This is a genomic window from Winslowiella toletana (genome assembly GCF_017875465.1).
GTDB classification, from domain to species: domain Bacteria; phylum Pseudomonadota; class Gammaproteobacteria; order Enterobacterales; family Enterobacteriaceae; genus Erwinia; species Erwinia toletana.
This window is the reverse complement of record NZ_JAGGMQ010000001.1, coordinates 2,088,824-2,107,140: the sequence shown is the minus strand read 5'-3', so window position 1 is coordinate 2,107,140 and position 18,317 is coordinate 2,088,824. Positions and strand designations below refer to the sequence as shown.

The 18,317-nt window shown below is 53.5% G+C and carries 13 protein-coding genes; all 13 read left to right on the top strand.

Annotated features, from left to right (window positions below; translation table 11 throughout):
• Nucleotides 1–27: 27 nt before the first annotated feature.
• Nucleotides 28–1,479, top strand: a complete 1,452-nt coding sequence (locus J2125_RS09880; RefSeq protein WP_017799552.1) for a serine/threonine protein kinase — start codon at nt 28–30, stop codon at nt 1,477–1,479.
• 61 nt (nt 1,480–1,540) lie between these two features.
• On the top strand, nt 1,541–3,811 hold the full coding sequence (locus J2125_RS09875) for a type VI secretion system Vgr family protein (protein WP_209499488.1): 2,271 nt from the start codon (nt 1,541–1,543) through the stop codon (nt 3,809–3,811).
• Between the two features lie 12 nt (nt 3,812–3,823).
• Entirely contained in the window at nt 3,824–4,210 is a 387-nt protein-coding gene (locus J2125_RS09870; RefSeq protein ID WP_026111494.1) for a hypothetical protein, read from the top strand.
• A gap of 313 nt (nt 4,211–4,523) precedes the next feature.
• The gene (locus tag J2125_RS09865; RefSeq protein ID WP_157819414.1) at nt 4,524–4,763 is read left to right on the top strand and encodes a hypothetical protein; all 240 of its coding nucleotides are present in this window, start codon (nt 4,524–4,526) and stop codon (nt 4,761–4,763) included.
• Between the two features lie 48 nt (nt 4,764–4,811).
• A complete protein-coding gene (locus tag J2125_RS09860) occupies nt 4,812–6,077 on the top strand; it encodes a PA2928 family protein (RefSeq protein ID WP_017799548.1) in 1,266 nt (421 codons plus the stop codon).
• Nucleotides 6,078–6,250: 173 nt separating this feature from the next.
• On the top strand, nt 6,251–6,649 hold the full coding sequence (locus J2125_RS09855; RefSeq protein ID WP_017799547.1) for a hypothetical protein: 399 nt from the start codon (nt 6,251–6,253) through the stop codon (nt 6,647–6,649).
• Nucleotides 6,650–6,709: 60 nt separating this feature from the next.
• Nucleotides 6,710–9,250 carry a DUF2169 family type VI secretion system accessory protein gene (locus J2125_RS09850; protein WP_017799546.1) on the top strand — a complete coding sequence of 847 codons (2,541 nt, stop codon included), beginning with the start codon at nt 6,710–6,712 and terminating at the stop codon, nt 9,248–9,250.
• Complete coding sequence (locus J2125_RS09845) at nt 9,247–10,317, top strand: pentapeptide repeat-containing protein (protein WP_017799545.1); 1,071 nt, start codon at nt 9,247–9,249, stop codon at nt 10,315–10,317. The genes J2125_RS09850 and J2125_RS09845 overlap by 4 nt, the downstream gene beginning before the upstream one ends.
• Before the next feature lie 11 nt (nt 10,318–10,328).
• Complete coding sequence (locus J2125_RS09840) at nt 10,329–10,934, top strand: DUF3540 domain-containing protein (protein ID WP_017799544.1); 606 nt, start codon at nt 10,329–10,331, stop codon at nt 10,932–10,934.
• 9 nt (nt 10,935–10,943) lie between these two features.
• Complete coding sequence (locus tag J2125_RS09835; RefSeq protein ID WP_017799543.1) at nt 10,944–11,336, top strand: DUF4150 domain-containing protein; 393 nt, start codon at nt 10,944–10,946, stop codon at nt 11,334–11,336.
• Nucleotides 11,337–11,391: 55 nt separating this feature from the next.
• Nucleotides 11,392–13,329 (top strand): type VI secretion system Vgr family protein, encoded by a 1,938-nt coding sequence (locus J2125_RS09830; RefSeq protein ID WP_209499487.1) that lies wholly within the window; start codon nt 11,392–11,394, stop codon nt 13,327–13,329.
• Nucleotides 13,326–13,757 (top strand): DcrB-related protein, encoded by a 432-nt coding sequence (locus J2125_RS09825; protein WP_017799541.1) that lies wholly within the window; start codon nt 13,326–13,328, stop codon nt 13,755–13,757. The genes J2125_RS09830 and J2125_RS09825 overlap by 4 nt, the downstream gene beginning before the upstream one ends.
• Nucleotides 13,758–13,760: 3 nt before the next feature.
• Nucleotides 13,761–18,308, top strand: a complete 4,548-nt coding sequence (locus tag J2125_RS09820; protein ID WP_017799540.1) for an RHS repeat-associated core domain-containing protein — start codon at nt 13,761–13,763, stop codon at nt 18,306–18,308.
• Nucleotides 18,309–18,317: the final 9 nt, after the last annotated feature.

Here is an 18,317-nt window from a genome sequence, read left to right as displayed (position 1 = left end):
CCGTCAGTCACGAGAGAGTTGTCTACTATGTCGGAAATGGATAACAAAAAATCACTGCCCAACGCCTTGCCGGTGGGCTATCGCTTTAACGAGTTTGAAATCAAAGAGGTCATCGGTGGTGGCGGCTTTGGTATTGTCTACCGCGCCTGGGATCACCAGTTAGAGCGCACGATTGCTATCAAGGAGTTTATGCCTTCGTCGCTGGCGGTGCGCAGCGAAGACCTTAACCTGGTGCTGCGCAGTGAGCGATTCAGTAAAACGTTTCACGCCGGACTGAATAGTTTTATTCAGGAAGCACGGCTGCTGGCGCGTTTTAATCACCCGAATATGCTGCATGTGCTGCGCTTTTGGGTGCAGAACGACACGGCCTATATGTGTACCCAGTTTTACAGCGGCACCACGCTTTCCACCATGGCCGCTGAGCGCCCGGAATCGATTAGCGAAGCCTTTATTCGTGGCGATCTGCTGCCGCCGCTGATTGGCGCGATCCGCCTGATCCATAACGAAGGCTATCTGCATCGCGATATCTCGCTGGATAACATTCAGATCCAGGCCAATATGCGGCCGGTGCTGCTTGATTTTGGTTCAGCGCGTAAAGCGATTGGCAATATGTCCGATGAAACCGAAACCATGCTGAAGCCGGGTTTTGCGCCGATCGAGCAGTACAGCGACGGCGACGAAAACGAGCAGGGTGCCTGGACCGATATCTATGCGCTGGGCGCGGTGCTGCATACGCTGATTACCGGCGCGCCGCCAGCGGTCAGCGTGGTGCGCAGTATCGAAGACAGCTATGTGCCGCTGACGCAGCGTCGACCGGCGGGTTACTCGCTGGCGCTGTTGCAGGCTATCGACAAGATGCTGTCGCTCTATCCGGCCGATCGTCCGCAGGATATGGACCAGCTGGCCGGACTGTTGCAGCTGACGGATGCGGATATTAACGAATCGCTGCTGGCGCGTCCTGGCGGGCCGGGCACCATGCTGGTGCCGGTGAAAAGCGAAGAAGAGGCCGAACCTGAAGCCGCCAAACCGGCGACCGCGCGACGCTGGCTGCTGCCTGCGCTGGTGGCGGCCGGGGTGCTGGTAGGGATTGGCATCGGCGCGCTGGTGGTGAGCGGCGGCAGTGATGAGCCGGCCTCCAGCGCCAGCAATGCGCCAGCGGCAACGCAACAGAGCGCGCCGCAAAGTACGCCTGCGGCAGACAGCGCGCCGGCGGCCAGCGAAACACCTGCTGCCGCACAGCAGCCGGTAGCGCCGCCGCCACCGCCGGAACCTGTTGCGCAGGTGTACCTCAAACTGCGTCAGGGTGACGAGCTGACGTTGAATGGTCAGGAGCAGGCGGTCGTACCATCGGTTAATGGTTTTGCCAGCCTGCAACTGCCGCCTGGCGAGTATCAGATTGTTATTACTAACAATGGCCAGCAGCGTCAGCAAAAAATTACTGTCGGCGACGAAGGGGTCTGGATCATCAACCCGCAGTAATCCCACGCACTTCCCCGCAGACGCCGTACTGGCGTTTGCGGCCCGCTTTAAGAGGCTCTCTATGTTTGACCGTATTACCGTAACCACCCCTGCGGGTGACGGCACACTGATGTTCTGGAAACTTTCCGGGATGGAAGTGGTGTCACGTTCCTTTGCGCTGGATGTCAGCCTGTTAAGTACCGATGCACGCCTCGATCGCAAGTCGATGCTGGGGCAGCCGATCACTATCACCATCCCGACTCAGGGTGTGACGGCGGCGCCGCGCTATCTTAACGGCAAAATCACCTCGGTAAATGTGCAGAGTACTGAACTTAACGGAACGCGTTACGCGGTATATACCCTGCATATGGAGTCGGATCTGTGGCCGATGCTGCGCGACCGCAATCAGCGCATTTTCCAGAACCAGCGGGTGCCGGATATTATTAAAACGGTACTGAATGAATACGGCGTGCATGTCGAAGATAAGCTGACTGGCGAGTACCGCAGCTGGGAATACTGCGTGCAGTATCAGGAGAACAGCTACAGCTTTATTTCGCGTCTGATGGAGCTGGAGGGGATCTACTTCTTCTTCAACCATGAAGCGGATAAACACACGCTGGTGCTGATGGATTCCGCGGGCGCGCATCAGCCGTACAGCGGCTATGAAGTGATCCCGTATCACGTCAGCGAGTCCGGTGGCAGCACCAGTGAAGAAGGGATTGGGCAGTGGGCGATCAGCGAACGCGTCACGCCGGGTATTTACAGCATCGACGATTACGACTTCCGTAAGCCGAACGCCTGGCTGTTCCAGGCACGGCAGAACCCGGCGTCACCGTCGCCGGGTCAGATTGATTACTACGAGTGGCCGGGACGCTTTGTCGATCACAGTCACGGTGAATTCTACGCCCGTATCCGTCAGGAAGAGTGGCAGGCCGAGCATCAGCGTATCGACGCCACCGGCACCGCGCTGGGGATTGTGCCGGGCCATACCTTTACCCTCGGTCAGCCGCCGTATGCCAGCGACAGCGGCGACTATCTGGTAGTCAGCGCGGCTTATACCCTTGAAGAAAACACCTATGCCAGCGGCAGTGGCGACGGCAGCAAGCATAAAATCAACTTTGTGGTGATCCCGGCGGATATCACCTTCCGCTCGGCGCAGCGCACCGAATGGCCGCGTACGCATGGTCCGCAGACCGCGCGGGTGGTGGGACCAGAAGGTGAATCGATCTGGACTGACCGTTATGGCCGGGTGAAGGTTAAATTCCACTGGGATCGTCATGCAAAAGGCGACGATACCAGCTCCTGCTGGGTACGCGTCTCCAGCGCCTGGGCGGGACAGGGCTTTGGCGGTATGCAGATCCCGCGTGTCGGCGATGAGGTGGTAATCGACTTTATTAACGGCGATCCGGATCGGCCGATTATTACCGGGCGTGTTTATAACGAAGCCAGTATGCCGCCATGGGCGCTGCCTGCCGCTGCAACCCAGATGGGCTTTATGACGCGCAGTAAAGATGGGCATATCGATAACTCCAGTCACCTCTATTTTGAGGATAAACCTGGCAGCGAGATGATCGCCATGCACTCCGAGAAAGATATGAAAATCTCGGTGGAAAATGATAAAACGGTGGATATTGATGGCAATCGCACCACTACTATTGGTAAAGAACAGAAGCATGATGTGACGGGTGATGGCACCTTTTATTATCGTGCTAAACGGACGACGACTGTCGATCAGGAAGAAACTAAGCTCTTTAACAACAGTGAAAAAACTAAAATCACCAACGGTCGCGAACTGGAGATTGTGAGTGGTGGTGATAAAAGTGATATCACAGGCGATCAAGAGATCGCATTGAAGGGTAATCGAATCAGTTCGACCACCGGTAATGAAACGGTTCATGTGGAAGGTTCAAGGGATGAAACCATCGATAAAGGCCATAAGCTCACTATTAGTACGGGCGGCCAGAATCAAACCATTACCGGGAATGTGGCGGTAAAAATCGATGGAGAATGGAGTCAAAACACTACGGGTCAGATAACAATACAATCTCCGCAACAGATAACCATCAAGAGTGGGACTAAGGTGTTTATTGACTCGCCGATATTTGAGAGAAATGATGTTGAGAAAACCAGCTTTGCTCAGACTGCCTATGACATTATAAAAGGGGCATACTCTTTTTCATACGGATCAAGTGTTGCCTTAAAAGCTATAAGCTATGCCTGGACTGGGGTTGATGTTTCTAATAAGGTTATTACATTCGGTCGAACTAAAGTTAATGCTACCAGGGCTGAAGTTGCAAGGGTAGATAGTGGTGGTATAAGAACAGCGCTTTTTGCTTTGCATATGATTTCATAATTAGAGGTTTTTATGTCAGTTAATGATGTTATTGGTGGTGCTATTACAGTTATTGTGATTTTGATTATAAGCCTGTTTGTAGATAAAATGATAAAATCAGGTCAAAATCGAGAGAAAAAAATAATGCAAAGTGGAGTAGGTATAAATATTACTATTCTTTCTATGAAACAGACCGGTTTATTTATCAATCAAAATCCTGTAATAGAAATGAAATTGAAAGCTGAAGATAAAGAGAAAAACGAAAGTTGGTTGATCGAAAAACATAATGAAACAGCGATGCTGATTGCGATGGATGCTTACCAGGTTGGTAATGTTTATGAGGCAAAACTGGGTAAGAATAAAGAGGATATAATGTTTGTCCGGGATGCAAGTGGCAGACCTGTTCCTGCAAAACCTTAGGCAGGATTAGAATGGGGCAGCGGAAGCAATGCCCCATTCTGAAAATAAGAGGCTCTAAAAATATTTTATGCAGATCGAAAATTATTTTGTTATCAGGCCATAAGTCTTACTGTAATGTACGATAGTGCTTCTGGATTTCGTTAATTTATTATCTGACTGACCATTTCTATATAAGCATATGAAAATGGCAAGTTTTGCAATGTGGAGTCTTATTGTTACCTCCGTGGAGATAGCCATTTTCTTGATTGTAGTTAGTAACGCTATCGTTTATTAATCGAGAGATGAAGACATAAAAACAAACGGTAAAAAGGCGATGGCACTCATTACGATGGCGATACAGCATAATAATCAAGACGCGGAGGGATTGATTTCGTTGCAATTAACCTTTGAATTTTATGCTGAAAATGAAAAAGTTACAACCAAAAAATATGTTATGGCTAAGGTTTTTCATACTGGCGCGTTTAATACTGGACATAATATCGTTATCCGATATAAGGAAAGCGAAACTGCAGAAATTGTCGTGATGGGGTCTACGATTCAGAAAAATGATTAAATTATCATAATTAGATAATACTAGGCACTCAACCAGGAGATGGTAAAAATGGACTTTATAAGTCAAATATTTGTTCGCTTGCAAAATGATAGCCAGTTAGTGACAAATTTTGTTATTTTTTTATTGGCTTTGAATGTGGTTTTAATGTTGATCTTTCTTAATAAGAAAAGAAAGTTTTCTGCAATAATTAAAGTGGCGCTATTTTTTGTTTTGTTAGCTTTGATTTTTTCAACACGCCTGGGGCGCGTTTATTGGCTAAATGGTTGGGGTTGGCATGATTGGTTCCTTATTATTAATATAGGGCTTTTAATTATATCTACATTTCTGCTTTTAGTTAAAAAAAGAGTATATATCGCGATTATTAATTTTTTTTACGCTTTAATCGTTTTTCCATTTATCATGGTAATCTTTTTTGCGGTTGGCAGGACGGTTACGATTGATCCGTCATACTTCCATAGTGTTTGGTTTCTGGATCAGCAATCACAAATTTTCGTTCAGCAGATCGAGAAAAAAGTAGTTGAGGGTGTAAGTCGCGGAATCACATCTGTCAGTACAACTGATCTTGTTGTCGCCATTGATAGCCGTAGCGGCCAGTTTAAATGGAGTAAACCTTTAGAACGGTTCGAGTATCTTGTTGGAAAGTTAAACAATGATGTATTAATGGTAAACCGGGACGACAGAAAAATTTACTTATTGGATTATGAAACGGGTAAAGTTAAGCAAACAGAAAAAGAATTTGAAAATACGTATCCGTTGCTAAAAGGCCATTTTAGTTATCAATATTCAGACTATTTACTGGTGAGTCCTACCGAGTGGTATATGCACGGAGCTGATGATAAATACTATCATATCGATGAAAAAACAAAAACAACGACGGAAAATCCAGATTACCGAAAAAAATTTGATAAGGACTTTTTTAAACGAGGTAACGTTTCTAAGTTAACTCAGCAAGTTACTCTGCAATTAAAACATAAATTCCCGCAAATGTTAGACGTGAATATTGTTGATATGACCGAAGATCAAAAGCCGTTAGTGATATTTAAAAATAGGCTTGACGATATCGATTATCAGCTTGCCAAAGTGGATCTTACACAGAGTGAAATAATCTGGCAGAAAGATATGTCTGGTGATAATGATAATAATGATTATGAAATGTCTCGAAACGTTCTGCGCGTTTATGGAAGAAATGAAAAACAACAAATTATATTGAGTTATAAAGGTTATCTATTCGCAATTGAAGAGGCTACAGGCAAGACGATTTATCGGTACAATTTTAAATGGAACCAAATTGAGAAGGGAAGTTTTTTATTTTAGGTTTCGTCAAGTCTCTATGAGGGCTCTGACTGATAAATCATTGAAGCTATCTCTTTGCAGGATAAGCTAGAAAGCATTGTTAATAAATGCCATGTTATTAAATTTTATTAATTAAAATTCTAAGCACCTGGTAGCTCGTAATTAATAAAATTTTAATTTTTTAAGGCCTCTTTATGTCTTTATATGAAATCATCCTTGGTGTTGTCCTGATAACAATTATGTTTGTCCTTTCTGTGCGAGTTAACAAAAAATCTAAAGCAAGAAAATCGCGACTTAAACATCTGGAAACAAGTGGCACCGATATCCTGATCGTCATCCTGTCGATGAAATCCACCGATCTACGTCTCGAAGGGCAATTTGTTCTCGATCTTAAACTTCAAGTGGAAAACAAAACTGATAACAGTGCCTGGATAATTGACAGCTATATGGAGAGAGCCGCCCGGCTGGCGCTGGGAAGTTATGCAAAGGATACGGTTTATTTGGGTAAGATGGGAGACAGCCGGGAAGAGATTATTTTCGTAAAAGACGAAAGCGAGCGTCCGGTTCCCGCCCCACTCAGCGACAGCCGTTAACTTAAGGTAAGACGACCGTTATTGGTCTCTTATTGTATTTCTCCACCAGGGATGTGACTGATGAAAGTTATTAAACCGCTGCGCCTTAGCGTACTCCACCGCCCATTTCGCTTACAGGGAAAAAACCACCTCGGTGTCTCCGTGATGGCGCTTGCCGATATGGGTAAAAATCCTCAGCTACGTCCGGAAATGGAGTTGTGGCAACTGGCGGGCGATGAGTTGCAGGCCAGCGGCGGCGTGCTGGATATGGCGATGCCGAAAGCGCGCGCCGAATTCCTCGCCACCGGTTTTGCTTACAGCCATCATCAGCAGGATAAAACCGCCTGCGCGGTGCGGATTGAAATTGAAAATCTGACCAAAACGCTGGCCGTCTCCGGCGACCGCTTCTGGTCAGGATCCAGACCAACCCCGCCGCGTAGCTTTGAGCAGATGCGCCTCGACTGGAGCCGCGCTTTTGGTGGCGAAGGCTATGCCGATAATCCGCACGGTATCGGCGCGGTGAATGAAATGCAGGATGGCGTTGAATATCGCCGTCTGCCCAATATCGAAGCGTTAAATGCGCGTATCTCTTCTCCCGGACAGAAGCCGGAACCGGTCAGCTTTGGCCCGCTGGATATCCAGTGGCCACGCCGTATGAGCCGCATGGGAAAACAGTACGACGCCAGCTGGCTGCAGAATGACTTTCCCGGCTTTGCGCGCGATATCGACTGGCGGGTATTTAACGCCGCCAGCCCGGATCAGTGGTGGGATGAGCGCGACAGCTTACCGCCGCTGGCGCCGTGGTCGATCTGGAATATGCATCCGCAAAAACCGCTGCAACAGGGAACATTGCCACCCTGGCAGGCGCGCTGTTTTATCAATCGCCAGCGCGCGGATGAAACCCTGTTTGAAGAGATCCCACTGCGTGCCACCACGGTGTGGTTCTTCCCCCATCTGGAACAGATGCTGCTGATCTGGCAGGGTAATACCCGCATCAATGAAGATGATGCCGCGGATGTATTACATCTGATGCCCGCGCTGGAAAAAACCGGCGCGACGCGTTCGCATAATCACTATCGCAAAGTCCTCACGCAGCGCCTTGATAAAGAGAAGGGCGCGCTGTTCGCTTTCCGCGAAAAAGATCTGATTCCGGAAGAGACTATCGGGCCGTGGATTGACAGCGAAGTGCAGGAATCACAAAGTCCGATGCGCGATAACCTGAAAAACCGGGCCAGCCAGATGCGTGAGCAGCACCGCGCGCGGCTTGAAGCGCAGGGCGGCGATATCAGCGATCTGCTGGCCGATTTTGACGAGCCGGAAATCCCCAGACTCGATGAGCTGCCGGAATTTATCGAGAAGATGGAGTGCCAGGCCGAAGAGATGAAGGCGCAGGCCGAGGAACGCAAAAAAGAGATGGAAGCGCGGTTCCCGCAACATAGCGATCAGAGCAACCTGCCGCGCGGACCGGAATCCATGCACCGTATGCAGGAGATGTTGCACAGCAACAAAGAACATTTTAGCGAGAAGAAACTGGAGCAAAGCCGCGAGTCGCTGCACAAGATGTACCTGATGTCAGTGCAGAATCAGCCGCCGGCGGTACGCCTGAAAGGTGATATTGCACTGATTATCCGTCAGCGCGCGGAGCGCACGCTGGCGCAGGGCGGCGATTTCAGCGGTATGGATCTGACCGGTGTTGATTTCTCTGGGATGGATCTGCGCGGCGCGCGTTTTAATAAAACCCTGCTGGAGTGCGCCGATCTTAGCCACTGCCAGCTCGACGGCGCGGACTTTACCGAAGCGATGCTGGCGCGCGCAGAGCTGCAGGAAACCTCGCTGCGCGACTGCAACTTTAGCGGTGCCAGTCTGGCGCTGGCGCAGTGTCTGCATAGCGACTTTAGCAATGCGCAGTTTAAAGAAACACAACTGGATGAAGCGCTGTTTGATAACTGCGCCTTTGACGGCGCCACGCTGGATAGCCTGTTGCTGCGTAATAGCTGGTTTACCCGCTGTCGCTTCCATCAGGCGCGACTGGAAAGCTGTGTATTTATGGATCTGACGTTGCCGCAGCCGGACTTCACCCGGGCGCAGCTAAATAAAACCACCTTTATTAAATGCATCCTTGAAGCCGCTATTTTCAGCGGCGCGCAGCTGGAAAGCTGTTCGTGGGTCGATAGCCAGCTGGAAGCGGCGAAGTTTGACGGCGCAACGCTGACTACCTGCGCCGCAGCCTCGGATACCACGCTGGCCGGGGCGGACTTTAGCCAGGCGACGCTAAAACAGAGCAACCTGCGTCAGACGGTGCTGAGCGGGGCGAAATTCACCCTGGCGAAGCTGGAGAACAGCGATCTGAGTGAGGCGCAATGTCAGGGCAGTGACTTCACGCGTGCTAACCTGGTTGGCAGCATGTTTGTACGCACTGATTTCCGTCAGACCAATTTTACCGACGCCAATCTGATGGGCGCGCTGCTGCAAAAAACGCAGCTGGCAGGCGCTAACTTCAGCAATGCCAATCTGTTTCGCACAGATCTTTCGCAATCCTTTACCGATGAGCACACCCGCCTGACCGGCGCGTGGACTAAACGCGTCAAAACGCTGCCGAAGCGTGATGGAGAAGTAATATGACCGCCCTGAGCGCAGCTGAACTGCAACAGCGGATAAAAAACGGTGAAGCGATCATGGAGATCAACCTTGATGGTCTTGATCTGCAGGGATGCGATCTCTCCGGGGGGATCTTTCAGGAAGTGTCGTTGCAGGGCGTCAGCTTACAGGGCGCAAACCTGCAGGAAACGGTGTTTACCGAATGCCAGCTGGACGCCGTTAATCTGAGCGACGCCAGGCTGGAGCAGACGGTATTTAACCAGTGCGAAATGGATAAACTGAACGCCAGCGGCTTGCGGCTGGTCGAGTGCGTGTTCAATCAGTGCGCGCTTGCCGACAGCGATTTCTCCCACAGCGAACTGGATAAAACCCAGTTTATGCGCTGCACACTGGATCGCAGCCGTTTCAGTCAGGCTAAGCTGGATCGCTCCACCTTTTTTGAATCGCCGATGCCGGGCGCGCACATCGATCAGTGCCACTGCCTGCTGACCACCTTCTTCGGTATCGACCTGCGCGAAACTAACCTGGCGGCCACCCAGTGCGAGCGGGTGGTGTTTTTCGCCTGCGACCAGCGAGGCAAAAGCTATGCGCAGCAACAGTTTACCGGCTGTCAGTTTACCGATAACCAGCTTGATGAGGTCAACTTCTCCGGCGCTCAGCTGACGCAGTGCAACTTTAAAGGCGCGTCACTGAAGGGCGCACAGCTACGCCAGGTCAACGCCATGCAGGCGCTGTTTATGGAAGCCGATCTCAGCGGCGCGCACTGTCAGAACAGCCTGTTTGACCAGGCGATGTTTGTCGGCTCATGTCTGGATGGCGCGGATTTCAGCCAGAGCCGGTTATTCCAGAGCATTCTGCAACAGGTGAAAGCGGTAAAATCGCGCTTTGCCATGTGCAACCTGACTTACAGCGACTTCTCAGGCGCTGATGTCTGTATGGCGGACTTTCGTGGCGCCACCTTTTCCCGCACGCGCTTCCACCGCGCGCGTCAGGAGAATGCCCTGTTTTCCGATCGCAAAGGCATTCTTGAATATGATGAAGAATTACTGGCTGCCGAGGCCTGGAGCATTCAGCGCCAGAGCCGCAGCTAAGGAGAATTATGATGAGCAATATTAACCATAAACTGGCGCTGGCCGTGACGCCTCCCGCGCAGGCCGCCGGTGTTGTCACCCACTGTTTTCCCGATGGCAGCCTGACGATTGAAAGTGAAGGTCGCGGCTGGCACTGCCTGCGCGCCGCCAGCTGTGTTATCGCGCCACAGGCGGGCGATAAAGTGTTAATCGCCGGAGTGGATAACCAGCTCTGGTTGCTGGCGGTGCTGGAGCGGGCCAATCCGCTTAGCGCCGAGCTGAGTGTACCGGGCGATCTGCATATCCGCAGCGAAGGCGAGCTAAGCCTGAGCAGTGAAGCGTTGCGCGTCAGCGCCGGGCAGGGCGACTGCCATATCAGTGAGATGAAATACAGCGGCGATAAGCTTTCCGCATGGGTGAGTGTGTCACGCATTGTCGGCAAACGCGCCGAATCGGTCTGGCAGACGGTGACGCAAATCAGTCACAACCTGCTGCGCACCACGCGTAATACCGAGCAGGTGCGGGCCGGGCAGTTGGATATGAAAGCGGAAGATTATGCCCGTCTGCATGCACATAACACGGTGATTACCGCGAAAGCGATCGCCAAGGTCGATTCCGAACAGATTCACATGGGCTGAGGAGTCACTATGTTTGCTAACTGCCAGTTAATGGGTGTCGATCTTGCGTTCCCGGATGTCTGCCTGACGCCGACGCCCGCACCTGTGCCGATTCCCTATCCGGATATCGCGCTGGGGCCGACGGCGATCCCTAATGCATTGAATATATTGTTTATGGGGATGCCTGCGCATAATATGGCGACCATCACGCCGCTGACTAACGGCGATAACCCGGGCGTTGCCACCGGTGTGGCGTCGGGAACGGTAATGGGGCCGTCGCGCCATCTTACCGGTGCATTTACCGTGTTGCTGAAGGGAACCCCGGCGACGCGGCTGACCAGCGTCAGCCTGCAAAACTCCACGAATGCAATCGGTATGCGGATCGTGCCCAGCCAGCTAAAAGTGCTGATGCTGGCGCCCTGAAAGGCCCGCAAGTTTCCCTTTTCCGCCAGCTAACCTCTTATATGGATAAAACGTTATGCCTGACCGCATTTCTGCACAGTTACCTGTCGAAGGACTGCTTTTCTGGACACTTTCCGGCGCGGAAGTGGTATCGCGCTCCTTTGCGCTGGATGTCGGCCTGCTAAGTACCGATGCGCGCATCGACCGTAAGGCGCTGCTCGGCCAGCCAATCACCATCACCATTCCCACTCAGGGTCTGACGGCGGCGCCACGCTATCTGAACGGCAAAATCACCTCGGTAAATGTGCAGAGCAGCACGGAGGTTAACGGCTCGCGTTACGCGATCTATACCCTGAAGATGGAATCGGATCTGTGGCCGATGCTGCGCGACCGCAATCAGCGCATTTTCCAGAACCAGCGGGTGCCGGATATTATCAAGACGGTGCTGAACGAGTATGGCGTGCATGTCGAAGATAAGCTCAGCGGCGAGTACCGCAGCTGGGAATACTGCGTGCAGTATCAGGAGAACAGCTACGACTTTATCTCACGCCTGATGGAGCTGGAGGGGATTTACTTCTTCTTCAACCATGAAGCGGATAAACACACGCTGGTGCTGATGGATTCTGCGGCGGCGCATCAGCCGTATGAAGGCTATGAGGTGATCCCGTATCACGTCAGCGAGTCCGGTGGCAGCACCAGTGAGGAAGGGATCGGTAAGTGGGCGATCAGCGAGCGCGTCACGCCGGGCATCTACAGCATCGACGATTACGACTTCCGCAAACCGAACGCCTGGCTGTTCCAGGCGCGGCAGAACCCGGCGTCACCGTCGCCGGGCCAGATTGATTACTATGAATGGCCAGGACGCTTTGTCGATCACAGTCACGGTGAATTCTACGCCCGTATCCGTCAGGAAGAGTGGCAGGCAGAGCATCAGCGTATCGATGCCACCGGCACCGCGCTGGGGATTGTGCCGGGTCATACCTTTACCCTCGGTCAGCCGCCTTATGCCAGCGACAGCGGCGATTATATGGTAGTGAGCGCGGCCTACACGCTCCAGGAAAACACCTACGCCAGCGGCAGCGGCGAAGACAGCAAGCATAAAATCAACTTTGTGGTGATCCCGGCGGACACCACCTTCCGTTCGGCGCAGCGCACGGCATGGCCACGCACCCACGGACCGCAGACCGCGCGGGTGGTGGGGCCGCAAGGCGAGTCTATCTGGACCGATAAATATGGCCGGGTAAAGGTGAAGTTTCACTGGGACCGTCTGGGTAAAGGCGACGATACCAGCTCCTGCTGGGTACGTGTCTCCAGCGCCTGGGCCGGTCAGGGCTTCGGCGGCGTGCAGATCCCGCGCGTCGGCGATGAGGTGGTGATCGACTTTATTAACGGTGACCCGGATCGTCCGATTATTACCGGTCGTGTGTATAACGAAGCCAGTATGCCGCCGTGGTCGCTGCCTGCCGCCGCGACGCAAATGGGCTTTATGAGCCGCAGTAAAGACGGCACGCCGGACAACGCCAACGCCCTGCGCTTTGAGGATAAAAGCGGTGAAGAGCAGTTGTGGATGCAGGCGGAGCGGAATATGGATACCAACGTTAAGAATGATGAAACGCATTCTGTCGGCGGTAATCACACCATCAGCATTGAGAAAAGCTTTGAAAGCAAAGTGAGTGGGCAGTATGCCCAGCAGACGCAGTACGCCCGCAGCGAGCTGGTTGGTACGGATTATATCTTGAAGTCGAACAGCAATATTATGCTGGCGGCCAGTAGCGGTATCACTTTTGTCACCGGTGACAGCATGCTGACCATGAACCCCAACGGCACGATTTCACTGCAGTGCAAGAACTTCCAGATTAACGCTTCAGGGCAGGGGGAGATTAACACTGGCGGCACACTTGACCTGAATATCAATCAGCCAGCAGCGGCCCCCGCGCCATCACCAACGCCAGGTGAGATCGCCGCAGAAGTCAGCGATGTTTTTGCTAATAAAGATGCAGGGAGCAGCAAATGAGCCAGCCAGTGCAATACGTCTTATCCGAGGGAACGCTTAATCTGCCTGGTATCGTGCAGGATCAGAGTATTACCGTGCTGCGTCTGGCCGATTTACGGGCCACGCTGGTGGTGACCCGCGACTGGAAGGTTACCGCTGATGAGATGGATTCCTTTTTGCAGCAGCAATTACAAAAAGTGAAGCGCGATATGAAAAAGTTTAGCGCGCAGTCACCAGAGCAGAGCACGCTGGGTACGCTACCCGCGCAGCAGGTGGCGATGCGCTTTGAAAATCAGGGCGTGGCGGTGGAACAAAAGCTGCTGGTGACCTGGGCGAAAGATCATTTACTGGCATTAACCTTCAGCACCGCAGGCCAGTTTACGGAGCAGCAGCTGCTGGCATGGCAGGCGATCCGGCAGGCGTTTATCCCCTGTGTGGCGGAGGCCTGATCCATGGCAGATAAGGTTGCAGCGAGAATTGATGATCCGCTGGTACACAGTTCACTACTGAGTGATTTTGTCAGCGGCATGGTGGAAGGGGCGATCTACGCCGGGATTTTACTCGCCTGCAGCGCGATGACGCTGAGCGGCGTGGGGCTGGTGCTGGGGATTGGCCTGACCATTGCCGCCATTGCCGATGGTTTTCCTGAACGCCTGGGTAACGCTGCGGGAGGGGCGGTGGATAGCCTGATTGGCGCACTTGGGCTGACGGGGCCGCCTGATGCGGTGATCACCAGTGGTTCCGGTAATGTCCATATTATGGGCAAGCCAGCAGCACGCGCCGCAGGCACGGTCGATCACGCCTTTCTTAACGCTCCCGCAGGTGCCGAAGAGGAAGGTCCATCCGCGTGGGAAATCGCTGCTGGTATGGCGGCGGGGATCGCTTCGACGGTGGCACATCCGGGTGCATTTTTCAGCGCGCTGGGTGAGAAAATCAGTAATGTGACGGCATCGGATGTGGGTGATTTCTTCAGTAACCTGTGGAAAGACATCTCCCAGCCCACGGTAGCCTCCGCCAGTCCACACAGTACGCCAGCCAGCATGGATACCGTGGCTTGCACTAAGCATAGCGGCCCGATTTTTATCGCCAAAGGCTCAAAGAAGGTGCTGATTAACGGTCAGCCTGCGGCACGTAGCGGCGACCTCAGTACCTGTGAAGCGAAAATTGACGTTGCAGAGGATCCGCGGGTGCGTATCGGCGGCGAAAGCATTGTGGTGCAGGATATTCGCAGCGGAAAAAACTTTTTTGCCTGGTTTATTGGCGGGATGCTGGGCGGCGGCGAGCTGAAGCAGGTGCTGCAGTTAATGGGCAAAGCTTTTGATCGCGTGATGGCGCGCAAGTTGCTGCGCAGTATTCCCTGCCCTATTGTGGCGGCTGGCGCCAGTATGGCCGTGAGCCAGGGAGCCGTTGCCGCTGCCGCTGGTGTCGCCGGCGTGGCTTCTAATGCGGTGCAGACTCCTCACCCGGTCAATATCGCCACCGGCGCCAAGATCCTCGCGGGCGCTGAAGATCTCGACTTCGCGCTGGAAGATCGTATCCCTCTTTACTGGCAGCGTGTTTACCACAGTCGCAATCTGGCGACCGGCATGCTGGGCCAGGGATGGATGCTGCCGTTTGAAAGCCGCCTGATCCGCTATCGTGCAGCGAATGGCGAACTGCATTTCCGCTGGCGTGATTTAGTCGGTCGCGAGCTGGAGATGGGTGAGGTTCGTCCGGGGGATGTGATTCAGTTTGCTGAAGATGGCATCACGCTTTACTGCACGCTTGAGGGCGTGGTGGTGCTGCAGACCAGCGAAGGTGAGCACCAGCTGTATGAACCCGATCCGACACGCGAAGGCGAATGGCGCATTGCCCGCATTTACGACCGCCACGATAACTGCCAGCATCTGAGCTGGAATGAAGCAGGCCAGTTAATCGCTATCGCCGGTGATAATGAAGCGATGGCGGTAGAGCTGAGCTATGAATCCGTGCATGGCCGTCTGGCGACAGTCCACCAGCGCGCAGCAGGCGAGCGTTATCCGCTGGTGCGCTACGGCTACAACGATCAGGGGCAGCTGATCAGCGTCACTGATGCTGATGAAGTCACCACACGACGCTTCAGCTGGGATCGCGCCAGCGATATGCTGGCCAGCCACAGTTATGCCACCGGTCTGACAGTAAGCTACGACTGGCAGCCAGCAGCAGACAGTACCTTCTGGCGTGTTATCAGCTATCAGGTACGTGACGATCAGCAGCAGATACTGGAAAGCTGGATCATTGACAGCGATGAGCAGGCCCGTAATGCAACGGTGACCTGCCTTTCCGGCGGCAGCACTTTCCATCAGTGGGACGCGCAGTATCGTATTACCGGCTGGACCGATATGTATGGTGCTGAATGGCATTATGAATGGGCGGATCAGGGGGAGCAGTTGCAGGCGACCAGCGGCCCTGACGGCGAGCGCTGGGAGTATGGCTATGATCAGCGCGGCAATCTGACCGTGGTGCGCAATCCTCTGGGCGAAACCCGGCTGACGGTCTGGCATCCGGTGTGGTCACAGCCGCAGCAGGAAGTGCTGGCTGACGGCGCCAGCTGGCGTTATCAGCACAACGCGCTGGGTGATGTGGTGGCGGTAACCGATCCACAGGGTGGCGTCACGCAGCTGGAGTGGAACCCGCAGGGTGACCTGGTTGCCGAAACCGATGCGCTGGGTAATGTCCGCCGTTTCTGGTGGAACGAGCGCGGGCAGATGGTCAGCGATGAAGACTGTTCGGGTTACCGCAGTCATCAGCACTATGACGCGACGGGCAGGCTGCTGAGCGCCACCGATGCCGAAGGGAATACCACATCCTGTCGCTGGAGCCGTGCCGGTCGTATCGAAGCCATTATCCGCGCCGATAACCGCGAAACCCGCTACGAGTACGATGCTCACGGGCAGCTGGCCGGTGAGAATATTGACGGTTTCTCTGAACGAAAACTACAGCGCAACGTACGCGGACAGGTGATTTGCCAGACCGATCCGGCGGGTCATCACACCCGTTTTGATTATGACCGTTTTGGTCGCCTGACCCGGCTGATTAACCCGAACAACGACAGCTGGCAGTTTGACTGGGACAGCGGCGAACGCCTGCTGGCGCAGACCGATTACGCCGGACGGCGGAAAAGTTATGGCTATGACGATCGCGGGCAGGTGACGTCAGTTTCGCAGCAGCCGCTGGCGCAGAATGGTGAACAGCAGGCGCCGCTGGTCTCGCAGCTGGAATATGATCTGCTGGGCAGGCTGACGGCGAAAAGTAACGGCGAAACTTACACCCGCTATCAGTATGCCGCGCGCAGCGTCACACTGCAGCGCACCACGCTGGCTGAACACCATGCTGCACGGCAGAAGGCCGCGGAGCCGGAGTGGGATGATCAGCTGAGCTTTACGCTGGATGCGCTGGGTAACCTGCAAAATGAGCAGAATCACGGCGGCCGCTGGCAGTATCAGTACGATGCGCTGGGCAATCTGCAGCAGAGCCAGGGACCGGACGGCACCACGCAAAGTTTCCTGCGCTACGGCAGCGGGCATCTGTTGCAGCGTAACTGGCAGCGTGACGGGCAGCAGGCTGATATCGCCGCTTATGCGCGTGACCGCCTGCATCGTGAGATCAGCCGCAGTCAGGGGCCGCTGACGCTGGAAACCGCTTATGACCCGGCTGGCCGTATTATCAAGCGGCGCAGTGCGGTGCTGGAACGCCGCTACCAGTGGGATCGTCTGGATCAGGTGGCGCAGCAGATGCTGATGTCGGTTGAGAAAAACGACTCACGACCTGCCTTCAGCCAGCAGCGCTTTGGCTACGACGCGGCAGGCCAGGTTACCCATCGCATCGGCGCTGAGCGGGAAGAGCGTTTTCATTATGATCCGGCGGGCAACCGCACCGACACGGCGGGTCAGGTGGTCTGGCATAACCTGCTGCGCAGGCTGAAAGGGGCGCGCTGGGAGTATGATGGCTTTGGCCGCCTGCTGTGGCGTAAGGCGGAACAGGGTGCAGTGGAGCAGCACTTCAGTTATAACGCTGAGCATCAGGTGACAGAGGTGCGGCTGAGCGGACACCGGGAATACCAGCGGGTGCAGTATCGCTATGATGCGCTGGGCCGCCGTACGCATAAAATTCTGCACCGCCACGGGCAGGCGGAAACGGATGCGGAAATCATTACTTTCCACTGGCAGGGGTTGCAGATGGCGGGCGAGCAGAGCAGTCGCTCGCCGGACCACAGTGTGCAGTATCTGTATAACGAAGGTGGCTGGGAGCCGCTGGCGCGGGTGGATATCGCTGGCGACAGCCAGCAGACGCTGTGGTATCACACCGATCTGAACGGCCTGCCGGAGCGGCTGACCGATGAAGGCGGTGAAGTGGTATGGCAGGGCCGTTTCAGCAGCTGGGGTGAAACCGAACGTGAAACCCATGCGGGGCAGCTGGCGGTGCCGCAGAACCTGCGATTCCAGGGGCAGTATCTGGACAGGGAAACCGGGCTACACTACAATCTTTTCCGTTACTATGACCCGGTGGCTGGGCGGTTTACACAGCCTGATCCGATCGGTCTGGCGGGTGGTATAAACTTATATGCCTACGCTCCAAACCCATTAAACTGGATCGACCCGCTAGGATTGAAATGTCAGCCTGAAAAATGGGATGTAAGTTCTCATCAAAGCAATAAAAGTGCTGTTAAAGGCAAAAACCTTGGGCTGGACTCACACCATGTTGGTCAGAAGAATATTATGAAAGATCTGGTCGAAGGATATGATCCTGCGACTGCACCAGCCATGTTAGTTCCTCGCGTCGGTCACACCGTTTCTAAAGAAGGGGTGGGCATTGTATCCAGAAGTCAAATAAATGCTAAGACTGGATTACCATTTGCAAATGCCAGAGATGTTGTAGCAAGAGATATATGGGAGTTAAGAAGGGTATATCCTGAGATACCAAATAGTAAGCTTCAGGAACTTATTGATATGAACAAGGTGATGTACCCTGAAATAAGATAAAGAGGCATG

Excerpts from the sequence above, each read along its gene's own strand:
- J2125_RS09835 (WP_017799543.1), top strand. The coding sequence starts at position 10,944 with ATGTTTGCTAACTGCCAGTTAATGGGTGTCGATCTTGCGTTCCCGGAT.
- J2125_RS09865 (WP_157819414.1), top strand. The coding sequence starts at position 4,524 with ATGGCACTCATTACGATGGCGATACAGCATAATAATCAAGACGCGGAG.
- J2125_RS09830 (WP_209499487.1), top strand. The coding sequence starts at position 11,392 with ATGCCTGACCGCATTTCTGCACAGTTACCTGTCGAAGGACTGCTTTTC.
- J2125_RS09840 (WP_017799544.1), top strand. The coding sequence starts at position 10,329 with ATGAGCAATATTAACCATAAACTGGCGCTGGCCGTGACGCCTCCCGCG.
- J2125_RS09875 (WP_209499488.1), top strand. The coding sequence starts at position 1,541 with ATGTTTGACCGTATTACCGTAACCACCCCTGCGGGTGACGGCACACTG.
- J2125_RS09880 (WP_017799552.1), top strand. The coding sequence starts at position 28 with ATGTCGGAAATGGATAACAAAAAATCACTGCCCAACGCCTTGCCGGTG.
- J2125_RS09845 (WP_017799545.1), top strand. The coding sequence starts at position 9,247 with ATGACCGCCCTGAGCGCAGCTGAACTGCAACAGCGGATAAAAAACGGT.
- J2125_RS09855 (WP_017799547.1), top strand. The coding sequence starts at position 6,251 with ATGTCTTTATATGAAATCATCCTTGGTGTTGTCCTGATAACAATTATG.
- J2125_RS09870 (WP_026111494.1), top strand. The coding sequence starts at position 3,824 with ATGTCAGTTAATGATGTTATTGGTGGTGCTATTACAGTTATTGTGATT.
- J2125_RS09820 (WP_017799540.1), top strand. The coding sequence starts at position 13,761 with ATGGCAGATAAGGTTGCAGCGAGAATTGATGATCCGCTGGTACACAGT.
- J2125_RS09860 (WP_017799548.1), top strand. The coding sequence starts at position 4,812 with ATGGACTTTATAAGTCAAATATTTGTTCGCTTGCAAAATGATAGCCAG.
- J2125_RS09850 (WP_017799546.1), top strand. The coding sequence starts at position 6,710 with ATGAAAGTTATTAAACCGCTGCGCCTTAGCGTACTCCACCGCCCATTT.
- J2125_RS09825 (WP_017799541.1), top strand. The coding sequence starts at position 13,326 with ATGAGCCAGCCAGTGCAATACGTCTTATCCGAGGGAACGCTTAATCTG.